Annotated in this window: 16 protein-coding genes; 5 read left to right on the top strand and 11 right to left on the bottom strand. The window is 60.1% G+C overall.

Translation table 11 applies throughout. The features are described 5' to 3' along the window. Nucleotides 1-95 precede the first annotated feature (95 nt). From bioA to BUE38_RS01365, 3 genes are all read left to right on the top strand, one after another. Nucleotides 96-1,364, top strand: a complete 1,269-nt coding sequence (gene bioA / locus BUE38_RS01375) for an adenosylmethionine--8-amino-7-oxononanoate transaminase (protein ID WP_073433229.1) — start codon at nt 96-98, stop codon at nt 1,362-1,364. Between the two features lie 148 nt (nt 1,365-1,512). Further along, on the top strand, nt 1,513-1,641 hold the full coding sequence (locus BUE38_RS23350; RefSeq protein WP_255320723.1) for a hypothetical protein: 129 nt from the start codon (nt 1,513-1,515) through the stop codon (nt 1,639-1,641). A gap of 418 nt (nt 1,642-2,059) precedes the next feature. Continuing rightward, a complete protein-coding gene (locus BUE38_RS01365) occupies nt 2,060-2,419 on the top strand; it encodes a winged helix-turn-helix domain-containing protein (RefSeq protein WP_073433741.1) in 360 nt (119 codons plus the stop codon). 164 nt (nt 2,420-2,583) lie between these two features. Here BUE38_RS01365 and BUE38_RS01360 read toward each other — a convergent pair whose 3' ends face one another. The 7 genes from BUE38_RS01360 to BUE38_RS01330 form a co-directional block, all read right to left on the bottom strand. Then, nucleotides 2,584-2,850 (bottom strand): hypothetical protein, encoded by a 267-nt coding sequence (locus tag BUE38_RS01360; RefSeq protein WP_073433227.1) that lies wholly within the window; start codon nt 2,848-2,850, stop codon nt 2,584-2,586. 45 nt (nt 2,851-2,895) lie between these two features. Next, nucleotides 2,896-3,423, bottom strand: a complete 528-nt coding sequence (locus BUE38_RS01355; RefSeq protein ID WP_073433226.1) for a GNAT family N-acetyltransferase — start codon at nt 3,421-3,423, stop codon at nt 2,896-2,898. Between the two features lie 45 nt (nt 3,424-3,468). Next, a complete protein-coding gene (locus BUE38_RS01350) occupies nt 3,469-3,999 on the bottom strand; it encodes a GNAT family N-acetyltransferase (RefSeq protein ID WP_073433225.1) in 531 nt (176 codons plus the stop codon). 209 nt (nt 4,000-4,208) lie between these two features. Further along, the gene (locus BUE38_RS01345; RefSeq protein WP_073433224.1) at nt 4,209-6,020 is read right to left on the bottom strand and encodes an acyl-CoA dehydrogenase C-terminal domain-containing protein; all 1,812 of its coding nucleotides are present in this window, start codon (nt 6,018-6,020) and stop codon (nt 4,209-4,211) included. Nucleotides 6,021-6,232: 212 nt separating this feature from the next. Continuing rightward, nucleotides 6,233-7,000: an SDR family NAD(P)-dependent oxidoreductase gene (locus tag BUE38_RS01340; RefSeq protein ID WP_073433223.1), complete on the bottom strand. Its 768-nt coding sequence runs from the start codon at nt 6,998-7,000 to the stop codon at nt 6,233-6,235. Nucleotides 7,001-7,141: 141 nt separating this feature from the next. Next, nucleotides 7,142-8,791, bottom strand: a complete 1,650-nt coding sequence (locus tag BUE38_RS01335; RefSeq protein WP_073433222.1) for an AMP-binding protein — start codon at nt 8,789-8,791, stop codon at nt 7,142-7,144. 358 nt (nt 8,792-9,149) lie between these two features. Then, nucleotides 9,150-9,716 (bottom strand): TetR/AcrR family transcriptional regulator, encoded by a 567-nt coding sequence (locus tag BUE38_RS01330; RefSeq protein WP_073433221.1) that lies wholly within the window; start codon nt 9,714-9,716, stop codon nt 9,150-9,152. Nucleotides 9,717-9,959: 243 nt separating this feature from the next. Between BUE38_RS01330 and BUE38_RS01325 the strand changes: the two genes are divergently transcribed. Together BUE38_RS01325 and BUE38_RS01320 are read left to right on the top strand one after the other, a co-directional pair. Next, complete coding sequence (locus BUE38_RS01325) at nt 9,960-11,144, top strand: acetyl-CoA C-acyltransferase (RefSeq protein ID WP_073433220.1); 1,185 nt, start codon at nt 9,960-9,962, stop codon at nt 11,142-11,144. Between the two features lie 45 nt (nt 11,145-11,189). Beyond that, the gene (locus tag BUE38_RS01320; RefSeq protein ID WP_084541652.1) at nt 11,190-12,392 is read left to right on the top strand and encodes an MFS transporter; all 1,203 of its coding nucleotides are present in this window, start codon (nt 11,190-11,192) and stop codon (nt 12,390-12,392) included. Between the two features lie 82 nt (nt 12,393-12,474). Here BUE38_RS01320 and pstB read toward each other — a convergent pair whose 3' ends face one another. The 4 genes from pstB to BUE38_RS01300 form a co-directional block, all read right to left on the bottom strand. Continuing rightward, complete coding sequence (gene pstB / locus BUE38_RS01315; protein WP_073433739.1) at nt 12,475-13,284, bottom strand: phosphate ABC transporter ATP-binding protein PstB; 810 nt, start codon at nt 13,282-13,284, stop codon at nt 12,475-12,477. 63 nt (nt 13,285-13,347) lie between these two features. Next, nucleotides 13,348-14,514 carry a phosphate ABC transporter permease PstA gene (gene pstA, locus BUE38_RS01310; protein ID WP_073433219.1) on the bottom strand — a complete coding sequence of 389 codons (1,167 nt, stop codon included), beginning with the start codon at nt 14,512-14,514 and terminating at the stop codon, nt 13,348-13,350. 18 nt (nt 14,515-14,532) lie between these two features. Then, the gene (pstC, locus tag BUE38_RS01305; protein WP_073433218.1) at nt 14,533-15,789 is read right to left on the bottom strand and encodes a phosphate ABC transporter permease subunit PstC; all 1,257 of its coding nucleotides are present in this window, start codon (nt 15,787-15,789) and stop codon (nt 14,533-14,535) included. Between the two features lie 105 nt (nt 15,790-15,894). Further along, complete coding sequence (locus BUE38_RS01300; RefSeq protein ID WP_073433217.1) at nt 15,895-16,911, bottom strand: PstS family phosphate ABC transporter substrate-binding protein; 1,017 nt, start codon at nt 16,909-16,911, stop codon at nt 15,895-15,897. Nucleotides 16,912-17,164: the final 253 nt, after the last annotated feature.

The following is a 17,164-nucleotide window of genomic DNA, read 5'->3' as shown; positions in this document are numbered from 1 at the left end:
CCGCCACAAGACGACTGATGCATCTGGCATCGAGAATGGTAAACTATTCACATCAATAAATGTTTACCACTCTTATCCTTTTTTCAGGAGCCATGATGTCCTCAGCTGTCTGGCACCCTTACGCCCATCTTGCCTCTCAACCACCGGCACCCTGCGTCACTGGTGGCAAGGGAACCCACTTTCGTCTTTCCACCGGAGAGGAACTGCTCGACGCGACCTGCTCCTGGTGGTGCATGATCCACGGCTACGGGCACCCCCGACTGGTTCGCGCTATCCAGCAACAAGCCGAGACGCTGTGCCATGTCATGCTTGGCGGCCTGACCCACGAACCCGCCGATCAGCTGGCCAGCGAATTGGTCCGCATTACGCCGGACGGCCTGAATCATGTGTTCTTTTCCGACAGTGGTTCGGTCGGCATGGAAGTGGCGATGAAGATGGCCGTGCAGTATCACTATCTACGTGGACAACCACAGAAACACCGTATGCTGTCGCTGATGAAGGCCTACCACGGCGACACCGCCGGCTGCATGGCGGTGTGCGACCCCGAGGAAGGCATGCATTCGCTGTTCGCGGGCTTTCTGCCCCAACACCACTTTGCTCCAGCGCCAGAGGCCGGCTTCGATGCCCCCCCCGAGGCTGTTTCCCGGGACCTGGCAGCACTACGTGCCGTGCTCGAACAGCACCACGAGGAAATCGGCGCCTTGCTGATGGAACCGCTGTTGCAGGCAGCAGGCGGCCTCAACATGACATCTCCGGACTATCTACGTGGTGCCCGCGCGCTCTGCGATGAGTTTGATGTCCTGTTGATCTTCGATGAAGTCGCCACCGGGTTTGGCCGTACAGGCGCGACGTTCGCCGCTGACCACGCCGATGTCAGCCCCGACATCATGGTGCTGTCCAAGGGACTCACGGGAGGCTACCTGGGGCATGCAGCAACGCTGGCCAACGGCGCCGTGCACGATACCTTCATCGGCGACAGTCCTCTGCATGCCTTCATGCATGGCCCCACCTTCATGGGCAACCCACTGGCGTGTCGTGTGGCACTGGAGAGTCTGAGAGTCTTCGAGGACGATGACTATCTCGCTCGGATCGGCCGACTCAACGGCATGCTGCGCGACGGCCTCACTGGCGACGAAGACCTGCGCCATCACCCGGATGTCGCGAGTGTCAGAACCCTTGGTGCCACCGGTGTCATCGAGGTGAAGGATCCATCACGCCTGACGGGAGTTGCTGAACAGGCACGACGGAACGGCGTCTGGCTGCGCCCCTTCGGACGCTGGCTGTACACCATGCCAGCCTATATCACCAGCGACGAAGAGATGCAGCGCATCATCCACGCCATGAAGGCGCCCTTCATCGGCTGAAAGACAACGCACTTCCATGGGGCCGGGTCGTCAGCGCTGACGGCGCCTGTCCCCGGGTGCGTGACTGGCCACAACCAGAATCGAGCAGAGGGGCTGCCTGAGATCACTATCGTCCACCAGTTCATAGCGGCCCGGCGGAAGCGGTCCAATGATGCAGGAGCCAGGCGCCATTTCCCGCGCCGGGGATGTGGCCAGCACCAGACTTTCCAGCAACACTACCTTGAATCTGCGCCCGGAGCAGACCACCCTCTCGCCAGAGTCGTTGCAACTGCGGTGAATGAGCAGGGTATCGAATGGCAATGTGCGGCCTGGAGGAGCGCGACGGACCGGGTGTAACGTCATGCACGACAGAGCGGCCAGAGGTAACGTCCGACGCAGGTGACTCTGTCCTGTGGCAAGCGGTGGCCTGCAGATCAACATTGCGCTGTATCGTTTCCTGATGATCTGGGCACATACGCTGTGCCGACAATGGGTGGGTATCGATCAGGATCAGGAGCACGGGCGGAATGGAGTCGACAGCCCAGGGGCTCGACTCACTGATACAATGGTGCTGGCATCCTGCTTGATCAGACCAGCAGCCACTCTAGTACGGCACCTGCTGACGACTACTGACCCAGGTCAAGACGGCGACCTCCCTACCCCTTCGAAAGGTGTCCATGGCAACCTTGAGCAACACAACTCAGAGCAATAAAACCTTGAGCAATACAACTCAGAAAAGTGCAACTCAGAAAAGTACAACCCCAAGCAAGACTCGTACCAGTTTCTATCGGCGTCTGTATGTGGCCCACCTCATTGATCAGGGTATCGCCAGTGTGCCGGACCTGATGAAGGCTACCGGTATGCCTCGCCGCACGGCTCAGGACACTCTGGCCGCGCTGGAGGAGCTGCATATTGACTGCCGCTTCATTGCCGAGCCCGGTCAGCGACACAATATCGGCCACTATGCCATTGAAGGCTGGGGGCCCATCGATCCACGCTGGATAGCCGAGCACGCCCAGCAACTACGTGAGGCCCTTGGTTATCCTGCCATCGGCAGTTCAGATCCGGATCAATAACATCATCTGGCGCCGAGGCTCCGAGCAAACGCTATCGCAGCGGCAGAAGGCGGGTCCTTTCCTCCTCACCGAATGACATGGGCATGTTCCTCTTCGATGAATGCCATGGATGTGGCTTGTGTGGTTCATGCAAGAGGTTGCCTGAGCCACTGATCGAGTGACCGCTAATCAAACGGCCACAAGGCAAGAGGCGTCTCGATATCATCGCGCCCGGGAAAGATCATCCAGACCTGCTGCCCACACTCGGCACAGCTGGCGATGGTGCGATCACCAAGATCCCGTTCGAGGAGCTCTCCCTGGGCCAGTTGCAGGTCCTGCTGGCGCCACCATATCAAGCCTGACTTCTCGTCTCCTGCCAGGGCGCTGCCGGTCACCAACAACGCGACTGCCCCGCATTGGCATTCACCACGCATATAGGGTCCATTGCTCATTCAGGTCTCCAGTGCTTCGGGATATTCCTGCACCAGGTCGATGCGCTACCTGCGCAACCGTGAGTACACCATGTGATCGAGCGGTTCACCGTTGACCCACTCACACTCTCTCAAGCACCCCTCGACCTCGAATCCCAGCCGTTCGGCGATGGCACGACTGCGCTGATTGCCTCGCGCACAACGGATTTCCAGACGATGCAGGTCCAGCTCGGTGAAACCGATGTCGATCAGGGCCGCAACGCAGCGCGTCATCACGCCTCTGCCAACATGCTGCTGATGCAGCCAGTAACCCAGCGAGGCCCAGCGGTGGGCCTCGACGATACGGTTGAACGAACAGGTACCGATCAGTGCTCCGCCCTCGATCACGGCGAAATGCCAGGCCGTGCCCAACCGACGCTCCGCCCTCGCAGCCGTCACGAAAACCTCAGTGTCATCACGACTGTGGGTCGTATCCACCCAGGGTAGCCAGTGACGCAGGCTACTGCGGCTACTGTCAACGGCACGCCACAGGCCTTCGATATGCTGAGGTCCAAGCGACTCGATGTGCAGATCTGGTGTGAGTTGGTGAATCATGAAGCCCTCCCTGGCTATACGACCACTCTACAAGTGAGGCCCAGGTCAAGCCAGTGCAGACATGAAAGCGGGATGATAATGCACTTCTCCTCGCGGCCAATCCTCCACGAATGGCAACACCATTAGCCATGGTGCCGACACCTCGGCGAAGTGCATATCCGGCGCGGGGAGAAAACCGAAGCGCCGATACCAGCCCGGATCTCCGATCAGAATGCAGCCGCAGGCGCCGATGCTACGGAGGTAAGACATGGCGGTCTCGACCAGTCGAGACCCAACACCCCGCCGCTGATACTGAGGATCAACAGCAATCGGTCCAAGGCCGAACCACCCTTCACTGCTGTCTCCGATCCACACCGGGGATAATGACACCTGCCCGACCACCCCACCTTCGGCAGACTCAGCGACCCAGGACAACAGCACTCCTGCCTCACGCAAGCTATCAATGATCCGAGCCTCACTGCCGCTGGCATGCGCTACCTGTGCGAACGCCTGTCCGGTGATGCGCTGGATCGTCGCAACGTCATCGGGACGCTCGATACGGATGCATATCTCATCAACTCCGGCTGGCGTTGCCATGGATATATCTCCCAACGATCTCGAAAGGAACTGGGCTGCTGGCAGCCCAGAGAGCTCCTGCCCATTCTGACATCACTCCAATCCGTCAGCCATGAAACAGGCATCTGCCGTCGACGTCCGGAAACAAAAAAGGCGGTGAGGAAACCTCACCGCCAAACCACTGGCCAACACCGGCCGAGAGAGCAATTCATGTACTTCGAGGTGAAGGCCTACACTTCGAAGCCCAAACCGAAGTTCTCCGCATCCATGGCCATCAACGACTCGGCACCAGCTCGCATCATCTGGGCGTGTGCGCGAGTGCGTGGCAACAGGCGCTGGAAATAGAAACGAGCGGTATCGATACGCGCCTGGTAGAAGGCTGCATCCGCGGGTTGTTTGGCAAGAGCCTGCCGTGCCGTCTCCACCGAGCGCGCGAACAGCCAGGCCAGAGTCACGTACCCGGAGTACATCAGGTAGTCGACACTGGCCGCGCCAACTTCCTCGCGATCCTGCATGGCGCGCATACCGATCTCCATGGTCAGCTCGCCCCATTCGCCATTGAGACGCGCCAGAGGGTCGATGAACTCCTTCAGTGCTTCGTCGTCTGCCCGGGACTTGCAGAATCGATGGATCTCCCGCGTCAGCAGCTTGAGACTTTCGCCCTGGCTCATCAGCACCTTGCGACCCAGCAGATCCAGCGCCTGGATACCGGTGGTCCCCTCGTAGAGACGGGTGATACGAGCATCGCGGACCAGCTGTTCCATCCCCCACTCCTGAATGAAACCATGACCACCGAACACCTGAATACCTTCGTTGGCTGCCTCGAAACCCACCTCGGTGAGGAAGGCCTTGACGATCGGCGTCAGCAGCCCCAGTAAGGAATCAGCATGCTCACGCTCGTCAACAACATCGCTGTGCTCGACCACATCCACCAGCTGGGCAGCATACAGCACCAGCATGCGTCCCCCTTCGGCGAAAGCCTTCTGAGTCAGCAGCATGCGACGGACATCGGGGTGCACAATAATCGGATCTGCAGGCTTGTCTGCCGCCTTCGGTCCAGAGAGTGCGCGCATCTGCAGGCGATCACGAGCGTAGGCCAGAGCGTTCTGGAAGCTCATCTCGGTCAGGCCCAACCCCTGAATGCCGACGCCGATACGTGCCGAGTTCATCATCGTGAACATGCACGCCAGCCCCTTGTTCGGCTGGCCGACAAGGAAGCCCGTGGCTTGATCGAAGTTCATCACACAAGTGGCGTTGCCGTGGATACCCATCTTGTGTTCCAGCGATCCGCAGGCCACCGCGTTGCGTTCACCTGCACGCCCTTCGGCATCCGGCAGGAACTTCGGCACCACGAACAGCGAAATCCCCTTCGACCCTTGCGGGGCATCCGGCAGCCGCGCCAGCACCAGATGCACGATATTGTCGGCCATGTCGTGATCACCGGCCGAAATGAATATCTTGGTGCCACTGATGGCGTAACTGCCATCCTCGTTGGGCTGAGCACGGGTCTTGATCAGGCCGAGGTCGGTACCACAATGAGGCTCGGTCAGACACATGGTGCCCGTCCAGTCCCCCTCGACCAGGTGGGTCAGGTAGGTGGTCTTCTGTTCCTCAGTGCCATGGGCCCGCAGTGCATCCGCAGCGCCATGGGAAAGCCCCGGATACATCCCCCAGGCCAGGTTGGTGGCACAGACCATTTCCGAGAGCACCATGGCCAGTGAATGCGGCAGGCCCTGCCCACCGTACTCGGGATCACCGGCAAGCCCTGGCCAACCACCTTCAACATAGCGCTGGTAGGCATCGCGGAAACCCTCCGGCGCTTTTACCTCGCCCTCTTCCAGTCGACACCCTTGACGGTCACCGACCTGGTTCAAGGGCAGCAGCACGTCACGGGAGAAACGCGCCCCCTCTTCCAGGATCGCGGCGACAATATCCGGGGAAGCCTGCTCCATGCCCGGCAGTCGAGCATAGTGCCCGGGATAATCAAGCATTTCGTCCATCACAAAACGCAAGTCACGTAGCGGAGCCTGATAGTCGGGCATTGTTCTACTCCAGTGATATCGCCCCACATACGTGGGAAGCGTCGTTGTTCGTCGGGGCGAACAGCGTCGAGATCCGGAGTGACCGACACAAGACATCCGTGACTCGGCACCGCTGTTCAAACATTCGTTTGAAAATAGCGTTCGAGCAGGTCACGGTCAAGCGTTCGTTTTAAATTTACCTGGGATGACTCATGATTCATCATCCCCTGCTGTCATTGCATGCGAATGCCACCGTCAAGACGGATCACTTCACCGTTGAGCATGGGGTTGACGATGATCTGCTCCGCCAGGCGAGCAAACTCCAGCGGCTTGCCAAGGCGCTTGGGAAAGGGAACGGCCTGTGCCAGTGCGGAGACCGCGTCATCCGGAATATCACCCATCATCGGCGTCTCGAATACCCCTGGCGCAATTGCCATGACGCGAATACCGTGGCGCGACAGCTCCCGTGCCGCAGGCAGACTCATCCCGACCACTCCCGCCTTGGATGCGCTGTAGGCGCATTGTCCCACCTGGCCATCAAAGGCAGCCACCGAGGCAGTGTTGATGATCACGCCCCGCTCTCCATCCTCCCCGGCAGCATTGTTGGCCATGGCCGCTGCTGCCAGGCGCATGACGTTGAAGGTACCCACCAGGTTGATCTGTACCGTGCGCGCATAGCTCTCGAGGTCAGCTGGCTGGCCATGGCGGTCAACCAGCTTGGCCACGCTGACCACTCCAGCGCAGTGAATCACCCCTGCCAGCCCCTGCTCACCGCCATGGGTGACCGCGGCCTCGACCGCCGACTGCATCTGCTCGCCCGAGGTGATATCAGCACGCACCGCGATGGCGGCATCGCCCAGCCTTTCGGCAAGGGGGTCGATAGCGTCACTGAGGTCACAGAGCACCACTCGGCCTCCTCCCTCGACCAGGCGCTCGGCACAGGCAGCCCCCAGGCCCGAAGCCGCACCAGTGATCAGGAAGGTTCTTGATTCAATGTGCATCGACACTCTTCTCCCGTATTTTCTTCAGTACGTCTCTCAGTGCTATCAAGGTCTTCCAGGATCTTCGCTCAGACACGCTTCAGCACGTTTTTTCATGGAGCAGCTTCCCGAGAGAATATTTCCGGAAAGCCGGATTCAGGTTCAGTGATTGGCGGCAGCGCGCAACTTGAAGCGCTGAATCTTGCCGCTGGGGGTCTTGGGCAGATCATTGACGAACTCGATGACCCGCGGGTAGGCGTGGCTCGAGAGCCGCTCACGTACCTGCTGGCGAATCTCATCTGCCAGGGCATCGCTGGGCTCAAAGCCATCACGCAGCACCACATAGGACTTGATGATCTCACCGCGTATTTCATCAGGCTGTCCCACCGCCGCTGATTCTGCGACGGCGGGATGAGTCATCACCGAGTTCTCGACATCGGCAGGACCGACGCGATAACCCGCTGTGGTGATGATGTCATCATCGCGACCGGCAAACTGAAAGCTGCCGTCGTCGTTGCGAATGACCACATCGCCGGTGAGGTAATAGCCTTCCGCAAAGGGATGTTTCTCTTGCCATGTGTAGCCGGCGAAGAAGTGCACCGGTGAGCGCTCGACATCCACCGCCAGCACACCGGGCTCGCCAGCCGGCAGCTCTCGGTACTCGGCGTCCAGCACTGCCAGTCGATAGCCCGGCATGGGCATACCCATACCTCCCTCATGGCGCACATGATTCAGGGCATGGTGGTTGTTGCAGGTCATGCCGGTTTCGGTCTGACCATAGTGATCCATGACCGGGCACCCCAGGTTCGCCTCCACCCAGTGAGCGACCTCGGCATTAAGCGGTTCACCGGCGGAGCTGGCCGACCGCAACGACAGCTCTGCGGAGGCCTCGTCGAACAGCCCGGAAGCCTTCATCAAGCGATAGGCGGTCGGGGCCGCTGCGAAGTTAGTAATGGAATGACGCTTCATGAACGCCATGGCACCCTCGGCGGAAAATCCGGCCTCACAGAAGTGGGTGGTCGCCCCCAGCAGCAACGGCCCGGTGATGGCGTAATAGAGTCCGTAGGCCCAACCGGGATCGGCCATATTCCAGAACCGATCATCCTCTCGCAGCTCGATGGCCAGCTCCATGTAGAGCCGGAAGGCCACCAGCCCCGAAAGAGGCACAGCGACTCCCTTGGGCTTGCCGACGGTGCCTGAGGTGAACATCTGCAGAAAGGGCGCATCACCCGGCAGGCGTGGTGGCGGAGTACTGATGGCCGAGGTCTCCAGCGCACGGTCCCAGTCAAGGTCCTCCCCATGGTCCGAGTCGGGGCCATCCACCGACAACACCGGCGGGCAGTTGGCGAGGCTATCGAACTTGCTGCGATTCGCCGCATCGGTGATCACCAGTCGAGTGTCGGCCCGTGCCAGACGAAACTCCACTGCATCCGGACCGAAAGCCGTGAACAGCGGCTGGTAGACGGCCCCCAGACGCCAGGTGGCCAGTACGGTAACCAGCAATTCAGGCGAGCGAGGCAACATGCAGGCGATGCGATCTCCCATACCAATGCCCTGCCCCGCCAACCAGCCGGCCAGCCGAGCACTGCGCTCCTCCAGCTCGGCATAGCTCAACCGGGTAACGGCACCATCCGTCGCCTCATGAATCAGCGCTATGGTCTCGCCTCTTCCGGCACGCACATGCCGACCACAACAGGATTCATAGGCATTGAAGCATCCATCCATATGGTCATCCAGGCATTCAATGACATCCTCGATGCGAAACTCGGTCAGGTATTGGCCGTAGTCTACCGGTTTGGCGTGGCGGCTCATGTGGTGTCCTCATGCATTGTGATTGTTGGGCGTATTGCGATGAATAGTACTGCCATGGACAGTACTGCAACGGACAGTGCGATGACTGGCATGCTTGATGACGGTGCAAGAAGTTGCATTCGCACCCGAAAAACATGCCGTTGACGTAAGCGTCAACCTAACAAGCGCTTGGTACAAGGTAGAACCTAACCCATGGACAGACAAGACAGGGTCGCCTGGACAATGGTCGGAGGTGATGGGGCTACAATGACTCAGTCTTCACGCTGATCCGCGAAAAGACTTGAAATGAAGAGATTTTAAATAATGATTGCCGGGTAAGGCTCAGGCGCCAGGCTCCAGATGCAAGACGCCTGGCCTGTCAGCTACGCTGGGTGATCATCGTCACCAGCTCATCGGCCAGTTGCTCTGGCTGACGAGCGCCGTCGGGGTCATACCAGCGCACTGTCCAATTGAGTGCTCCGAGCACGAACCTGGCGACCAGTGCACGCTCGCCCTTGACCAGGCCAGCGGTGATGGCATCGTCAATGACCTCGTTCCATAGCTGTTCGTAGGCATCACGCAGATGCGTGAGGTGTTCACGGGCCTCGACATCCAGACGCCGCCATTCGTACAGCGCCACCACATGGGCATTGCGGTCGGTCAACAAGGTTTCCAGATGAGCTCTGGCCAGCGCATGCAGACGCGCCAACGGCTCAGGGTCACTGCGTTCCAATGCCTGCCGTGCAAGAGCGAGGGCATTCTGTGTGCCCTCCTCAATCACCACCGCCAGAATTTCCTGCTTGTCACGAAAATGGTGAAAAAGGCTGCCGGACTTGATGCCCATCTCCTGAGCCAGCATGCGCACCGTGGTGCGATCGAAGCCTTCCTGGACGAAAAGCTGAGCGGCGAGACGGGTCAATTCCTTGCGGCGGGGCGAGTCATTCATTACATTCATCCGCAGTTACACTAGCGCTTGCTTGGTTTTGATGAGCAAAGCATAGCGCACTGCCGGGGTCAATGAACCAGCGCCCGATGAGCAGGTTTCTCGTTGCTGGGCCACACTGAAGACCATGACGACAGGATCATGCAGACGTTGCTGCCACAGCCCCCCGGCACAGACCACAATCACAATTCGATCATTCCCCCAGACAGTGCCGTGGAGGATGTACCGGCGCCAGGAGTTTTCACCATGAGCCAGAGCGATATCGTTTTTCTGTCCGCTACCCGTACCCCCATGGGCGGGATGCTGGGGTCACTAGCCTCGCTCACCGCGCCACAACTGGCTGCTACCGCCATCAAGGCGGCTGTCGAGCGAGCCGGTATCAGCGCCGATGCCATCGATGAGGGCATCCTCGGCTGCGTACTTCCAGCAGGTGTCAAGCAGGGGCCTGCCCGACAGGCAATGCGCCAGGCCGGAATCCCCGACGGCATCGGTGCCACTACCATCAACAAGCTGTGTGGTTCGGGCATGAAGGCAGCCATGCTGGCTCATGACCTGATCAAGGCCGGCAGTGGAGAAGTCATGCTGGCCGGTGGCATGGAGTCGATGTCCAATGCGCCTCACGTGCTGACGAAGGCGCGCACGGGTTACCGCCTCGGGCACGGCGAACTGAAGGACCATATGTTCTTCGACGGGCTGGAAGATGCAGAAACCGGAAAGCTGATGGGCAGCTTTGCTCAGCAGGTGGCCGACGACCGCCGCTACAGCCGCGAGCGCATGGATGACTTCGCCATCGCCTCCCTCGAGCGTGCCATGCAGGCCACCGAAGCCGGACACCTCAACGCCGAGATGGCACCGGTAACCGTCACCACCCGCCAGGGCGACAGTGTGGTCGAGCACGATGAACAGCCTTTCCAGGCGAAGCTCGACCGCATTCGCAGTCTGCGTCCGGCATTTTCCAGCGACGGTACCATCACCGCGGCCAATGCCAGCTCGATCTCCGATGGCGCATCGGCACTGATTCTGGCCTCTGCCGAAGCCGCTCAGCGCCTCGGCGCCAAACCGCTGGCACGCATGGTCGGCCACAGCACCCAGTCTCTCCATCCCAGCGAGTTCACCATCGCTCCGGTCGGTGCCATCGACAAGCTGCTCAAGAAGCTCGACTGGAAGGTATCGGATGTTGACCTCTTCGAGGTCAACGAAGCCTTTGCTGTGGTCACGCTGATGGCCATGGATGATCTCGGCCTGCCCCACGACAAGGTCAATGTGTTCGGTGGCGCCTGTGCCCAGGGCCATCCGGTCGGTTCCACCGGCTCACGCATCATCGCTACCCTGATTCATGCCCTGCGCCAGCGCGGTGGCAAACGTGGCATCGCCAGCCTGTGCATCGGCGGTGGCGAAGCTACCGCCGTGGCCGTCGAACTGATCGACTGACATTCCGAACCCAGTCCCGGCCGGTACTCCTGCCGGGGCTTGCCCATGCTCAGTCACTTCTTCGGACCTCCGCTCTCCATGCCTCAGCGCCAGCGACTCGCCCTGCCGGTTATCGTCCTTGCCCAGTGGTGCGGCACCTCGTTGTGGTTCAGCATCAACGGCGTGGCCGCAACGCTTGTGTCACAGGTCGGGCTCGACGAAGCCGTCATTGGTCAACTGACGATAGCCGTGCAACTGGGCTTCATCCTCGGCACCCTGTTGATTGCCACCACCGGCCTCGCTGACCGCTTTCGTGCCAGTCAGGTGTTTCTCGTTGCCAGCCTGCTGGGCGCCAGCTGCAATCTGGCGATGATCATGGTCATCGACCAGCCGCATCTGGCGCTGGCCTTGCGCTGGCTCACCGGCTTTTGCCTGGCGGGCATCTATCCACTGGGTATGAAGCTGGTGATCGGCTGGACGCCTCGACATACTGGAGCGGCGCTGGCCTGGCTGGTGGGCATGCTGACGCTGGGTACCGCCATGCCCCATCTGGTGCGGGGCATGACACTGTCTCTCCCCTGGGGCTGGACCCTGGCACTGACCTCGCTACTGGCCGTCGGCGGGGGCCTTGCCGTACGCTGGCTGGGTGATGGCCCCCATCTACCCGGCACCTCGTCTGGTGTCAGCCTGACCGAGGGGCTGGCCGCCTGGCGGAGTCGCAACTTTCGCGCGGCCGCTGGAGGCTACTTCGGCCATTGCTGGGAGCTGTATGCCTTCTGGTTACTGGTTCCCTTGCTGGTCGCCAGGGAGATCGACCGTCTAGGGTTAGGTCCCGGCTGGATCGCCTGGCTGTCCTTTGCCGTCATCGCGCTGGGAATGCCCGGCAGCATCGCGGCCGGGCATTTCAGCCGACGCCATGGCAGGCACCGCATGGCCAACCTGGCGTTGGCCACTTCCGGCAGCTTATGTCTGGTCTATCCGCTGATTGGCCAGCTTCCTCCCTCGCTATTGCTGGCGCTACTCGGACTCTGGGGATTCAGTGTGGTTGCCGACTCGGCCCAATTCTCATCACTGGCCTCCGAAGCCGCGCCACGCGACCGTGTCGGGGCCACCCTTGCCGTCATGAATGCGATTGGTTTCGCCCTCACGCTTCCCGGCATCTGGCTGGGTAGCCAACTCTGGGCCAGTCTGGGACCTTCGGTGGCCTGGCTGCTGCTGCCCGGCCCACTGCTGGGCCTATGGGCGATGCGAGGCCTGCGGCGCAAATGAATGCCAACAACGACATGGGGAATGCCTGCAACGACACGGGGAGGCCAAAGCCTCCCCGTGCATACCACCGAAAACGACAATATCAGCCGTAGCGCCCGGTGATGTAGTCCTCAGCCTTCTTGGTATAAGGGTTGGAGAACATGGTCTTGGTATCGTTGTATTCCACCACCTCACCGAGGTGGAAGAAGGCGGTATAGTCCGCCACACGCGCGGCCTGCTGCATGTTGTGGGTGACCGTAATGATGGTGAACTGCTGCTTGAGCTTGTCCATCAAGTCTTCGATGGTCGCTGTGGAAATCGGATCCAGTGCCGAGGTCGGCTCATCCATCAGGATCACATCCGGCTGTACAGCGATGGCACGGGCGATACACAGACGCTGCTGCTGACCGCCGGACAACGAGGTGCCCGGCTGTTGCAACTTGTCCTTGACCTCTTCCCAGAGGCCGGCATCACGCAGCGCCTTCTCCACCAACTCGTCCTGGTCGGCCTTGCGGCTGACCAGGTCATGCATGCGTGGCGCATAGACGATGTTGTCGTAGATCGACTTGGGAAACGGATTCGGCTTCTGGAACACCATGCCCACACGACGACGCAGCGCCACCTCATCCATCTTCGATTCATTGACATCACGGCCGTCCATCTCGATCAAGCCGGTGAGGCTGACACTCGGTATCAGATCATTCATGCGATTGAGGCAGCGCAGGAAGGTGGACTTACCGCACCCGGAAGGCCCGATCAGAGCCGTCACGTTCTTCTGGTACAGGTCCATGTTGATCGACTTGAGCGCCTGGAAGGAACCATACCAGAGGTCCAGATCACGGACACGAATGCTCAGCTCGTGGTTGGCATCTTCGTTGCGCGTGACGGGCTGACCGAGTTCGTCCTGCTTCATCACATTCTCTCCGCGCTGGGCAACCTTGATATTCATGGCAGTTTATCCTGTGTGATGACGCCGCTACCAACGACGCTCGAATTTCTTGCGCAGCACCACCGCCGACGCATTCAGCGTCACCAGGATGGCCAGCAGCACCAGAATGCCGCCGGAAGTCTTCTCGATGAAGGCGCGATCCGGCTCACCAGCCCAGGTGAATATCTGTGCCGGCAGCACGGTGGCTGCTTCGGTAAAGGAGTTGGTGACATCAGGAATGAAGGCCACCATACCAACGATGATCAGCGGTGCGGTCTCGCCCATGGCCTGTGCCAGGCCAATGATCGAACCGGTCATGATGCCGGGCAATGCCAGCGGCAGTACATGATCTCGCACTACCTGCCAGCGCGAGCAGCCGACCCCGAAGGCCGCATGACGGATCGAGTCCGGCACACTACGCAGTGCGGTACGCGTGGCGATGATGATGACCGGCAGCGTCATCAGTGCCAGAGTCAAGCCACCAACGACGGGTGACGAACGTGGCACTCCGAAGAAATTGATGAAGATCGCCAGCCCCAGCAGACCGAACAGAATCGATGGAATGGCGGCCAGATTGTTGATGTTGATCTCGATAATCTGGGTGAACCGATTATCCGGTGCGAACTCTTCCAGATAAACTGCCGTCATCACGCCGATCGGAAAGGCCACTGCCAACGTCACGATCAAGGTGAAGACCGTGCCCATGGCCGCCGAGGCGATACCCGCCAGTTCCGGCATCTTCGAATCACCACTGGTGAAGAACGTGGTGTTGAAACGCAACTCGGCACGCCCCTCTTCCTGTAGCCGATCCACAACGGCCTTCTCGCTGTCGGAGAGGCGTGAGTGATGTCCCTTGAGATACTGGTCGACCTGCCCATCTGCCAGCACCCACTCCGTGGTTGTGGTGCCGAGCAATTCCGGGTTGTTCTGCATGCGACCGGGGATCAACCTCAGATACCCGCGGCTGACAAGGCGTCGCATATCTTCGTTGACCGCCGCCAGCGGCAATTGGCTGGCCTGCTCAGAGTAGTCGACTTCCACCTGGATCTGCGCCTGCTGAAAAGCCGGCAGCCCCTTGATGGTCATGTCGGCAAAGAACAGCACCAGAAACAGCACCGCCAGACCGAGGGCTCCCATGGAAGTCCATTTGAGGCGTGCGGACTTGCGATGGCGAGCGCGGAGCTGGGCGCTGATATCGTCGAAGGATTGTCTCATTGGCTTGGCTCCACGACCTTAGAGGTTGTTGACACGATATTTCTCGCGGAAGCGACGAATCATGATCACTGACACCAGATTGAGGGACAGCGTCACCACAAACAGCACCAGTCCCAGAGCAAACGCCGACAAGGTCTCGGCGCTACCGAACTCGAGGTCACCGGTCAAGGCTGCAACGATGCGCACCGTCACTGTGGTCATGTCTTCCAGCGGGTTGAAGCTCAGGTTCGGGCGCATACCGGCGGCCATTACCACGATCATGGTTTCACCCAGCGCACGGGATACCGCCAGCAGCGACGCTGAGATGATGCCGGGCAGAGCTGCCGGAATCACGATATCGCGGATCATCTCGCCCCGAGTAAGCCCCAGCGCCAATGACCCCTGGCGCATACTGTCAGGCACCGCGTTGATGACGTCATCGGACAGCGAGGAAATGAACGGGATGATCATGATGCCCATGACGATACCTGGCGCCAGAGCACTGTTGAACGACGCCTCGAATCCCAGAAAGTCCGCAACGGCAACGATGATTGGCGCCACCGTGATGGCAGCGAAGAAGCCATAGACCACCGTGGGGATACCGGCGAGAATTTCCAGTATCGGCTTGAAGATCGTTCGTACCCGTTGCGGCGCGAATTCTGACATATAGATTGCCGCCAGCAGTCCCACCGGAATCGCCACCACCATGGCGATGAAGGTGATCATGAAGGTGCCGGCAAACAGCGGCACCGAGCCGAACTGGGCAGCCGCCCCACCCTCTTCGGCCCGTCCCGCGGATGCCAGGAAACTGGCTCCCGGGTTCCAGGTGGTGCCGGTGATGAAGTCCCAGAAACTCTGCATCTTGAAGAAACGTACCGCCTCGAAGACGATCGACAGCAGAATGCCCAGGGTCGTAAAGATGGAAATCAGTGCGGCACCGGCCAGGATAAAGCGAATGACTTTCTCGATGGCCTGACGTGCATGAAAATCGGGGCGAACCATGGCGATGCCGATGGCCAGACCAGCGCATGCCACCACCAGGCAACCGGCCAACAGCAACAGCGGCGAGATAGCGGCACCCAGCAACAGCATGACGAAGGAGGCAACGGCCCCCACCGCCAGAGCAGGCCCCGCCGTCGAAAGCACGGTAAACCAGGCATACTGATCAGGCTGGGCATACATCGCGGTGCCGGAAGCGCGCACTCGCGCCGCCTTCGAGCGTCCCAGCAGATAGGCGACCAGACCCAGCACCAGAAGTGCGCCACAGAACATGGCCAGGAGTTGATTGGTCTGCATTGGTGTCTCTCGGATTTCGGTGTCACAACGAGCGACAGCCCGCTGGAACGTTTACCGGCCGACAACCCGTCAAGGCTGCCGGCCGGCGTGATCGGAGCTGGAGCCTTACTCGCCCAGGTCGGCGGCGGCCAGCTTCTCATGACCCTCCACCGCAGCGCGTGCTTCAGCGCGGACATCTTCCGGAGCCGGGATCAGGCCAATGCCCTTGAGATAGCCGATGTCACCAATCATCTGCTCACTCATGAACAGCGTGGCGTATTCGTTCATGGCCGGGACATCTTCCGCATGCTGGTTCTTGACGTAGAAGAACAGTGAGCGAGATACCGGGTACTCACCAGAGCCAATCGCCTCGGGAGTCGGCGCGACACCATCGACATTGGATCCGATCAGGCTGTCTGCATTCTCCTCGAGGAAGGAGTAACCGAAGATACCGAAAGCATCCTTGTTCTCGGCCAGGCGTTGAACGATCAGATTGTCGTTCTCGCCGGCATCAATGAAGGCACCATCAGCACGAACATCGGTGTAACCTTCGCCGCCATAGGCGTCGAATTCCTCGGAAGCAGCTTCCATGACCAGTTCACCGAAGGCATCACGAGTACCGGAAGTGGTGGGCGGTCCATAGACGGCAATCTTGCGATCCGGCAGGGAAGCGTCGACATCGCTCCAGTTCTGGTAGGGATTGTCGACCAGCTCACCATCGACCGGCACCTTGGCCGCCAGTGCGAGGAACAGCTGCTCGCGGGTCACGTCCATCGGCTCGTTGTCGGCGGACTGAGCGAAGGCGATACCGTCATAACCAATGAAGGCTTCAGTGATATCAGTGACACCGTTGGCTTCGCAGGTTTCGAGTTCGGAGGGCTTCATGCGACGTGAAGCGTTGGTGATGTCAGGAGTACCTTCACCAACACCGGCACAGAACAGCTTGATACCACCGCCGGAACCGGTGGACTCAATGACCGGAGTCGAAAATTCGGTGGTCGCACCGAATTCTTCCGCTACATAGCTGGCAAACGGATAAACCGTACTGGAGCCGACGATACGGACCTGGTCACGGGCCTGGGCGACACCCGCCACGCCAATCACGGCAGCGGCAATAGCAGTGGTCTTGAGGATGCGATTCATGGAGAGAGCTCCCTGTAAGGTAGAAGTGGTCAACCTTCGCGACGCCAACATTGCCGGAGAAAGATGACAGGCTCATGACAACCTCACATGGATCGCAGCATTTCTATACGAAGAGTTACAGCTGCGAGACTCGAGCTTCGAGCTGCGAGCGGCTCATCGCCAAAACGGCAATCCCGTGCCTTCCCCGGGGTTCGGGGTTCGGGGTTCAAGCTCGAGCGTAGCGTGCTCGTAGCTCGTAGCTCGTCGCTCACTC

Origin of the sequence: Halomonas cupida, assembly GCF_900142755.1 — a bacterium.
GTDB lineage: Bacteria > Pseudomonadota > Gammaproteobacteria > Pseudomonadales > Halomonadaceae > Halomonas > Halomonas cupida.
Note: the sequence above shows the minus strand (reverse complement) of the source record. Positions and strands in the feature narration are given on the sequence as shown.

What these genes read in the sequence shown, in the direction of transcription:
- bioA (WP_073433229.1), top strand. Translation starts at nt 96, where the DNA reads ATGTCCTCAGCTGTCTGGCACCCTTACGCCCATCTTGCCTCTCAACCA.
- BUE38_RS23350 (WP_255320723.1), top strand. Translation starts at nt 1,513, where the DNA reads ATGATGCAGGAGCCAGGCGCCATTTCCCGCGCCGGGGATGTGGCCAGC.
- BUE38_RS01360 (WP_073433227.1), bottom strand. Translation starts at nt 2,850, where the DNA reads ATGAGCAATGGACCCTATATGCGTGGTGAATGCCAATGCGGGGCAGTC.
- BUE38_RS01355 (WP_073433226.1), bottom strand. Translation starts at nt 3,423, where the DNA reads ATGATTCACCAACTCACACCAGATCTGCACATCGAGTCGCTTGGACCT.
- BUE38_RS01350 (WP_073433225.1), bottom strand. Translation starts at nt 3,999, where the DNA reads ATGGCAACGCCAGCCGGAGTTGATGAGATATGCATCCGTATCGAGCGT.
- BUE38_RS01345 (WP_073433224.1), bottom strand. Translation starts at nt 6,020, where the DNA reads ATGCCCGACTATCAGGCTCCGCTACGTGACTTGCGTTTTGTGATGGAC.
- BUE38_RS01340 (WP_073433223.1), bottom strand. Translation starts at nt 7,000, where the DNA reads ATGCACATTGAATCAAGAACCTTCCTGATCACTGGTGCGGCTTCGGGC.
- BUE38_RS01335 (WP_073433222.1), bottom strand. Translation starts at nt 8,791, where the DNA reads ATGAGCCGCCACGCCAAACCGGTAGACTACGGCCAATACCTGACCGAG.
- BUE38_RS01330 (WP_073433221.1), bottom strand. Translation starts at nt 9,716, where the DNA reads ATGAATGACTCGCCCCGCCGCAAGGAATTGACCCGTCTCGCCGCTCAG.
- BUE38_RS01325 (WP_073433220.1), top strand. Translation starts at nt 9,960, where the DNA reads ATGAGCCAGAGCGATATCGTTTTTCTGTCCGCTACCCGTACCCCCATG.
- BUE38_RS01320 (WP_084541652.1), top strand. Translation starts at nt 11,190, where the DNA reads ATGCTCAGTCACTTCTTCGGACCTCCGCTCTCCATGCCTCAGCGCCAG.
- pstB (WP_073433739.1), bottom strand. Translation starts at nt 13,284, where the DNA reads ATGAAGCAGGACGAACTCGGTCAGCCCGTCACGCGCAACGAAGATGCC.
- pstA (WP_073433219.1), bottom strand. Translation starts at nt 14,514, where the DNA reads ATGAGACAATCCTTCGACGATATCAGCGCCCAGCTCCGCGCTCGCCAT.
- pstC (WP_073433218.1), bottom strand. Translation starts at nt 15,789, where the DNA reads ATGCAGACCAATCAACTCCTGGCCATGTTCTGTGGCGCACTTCTGGTG.
- BUE38_RS01300 (WP_073433217.1), bottom strand. Translation starts at nt 16,911, where the DNA reads ATGAATCGCATCCTCAAGACCACTGCTATTGCCGCTGCCGTGATTGGC.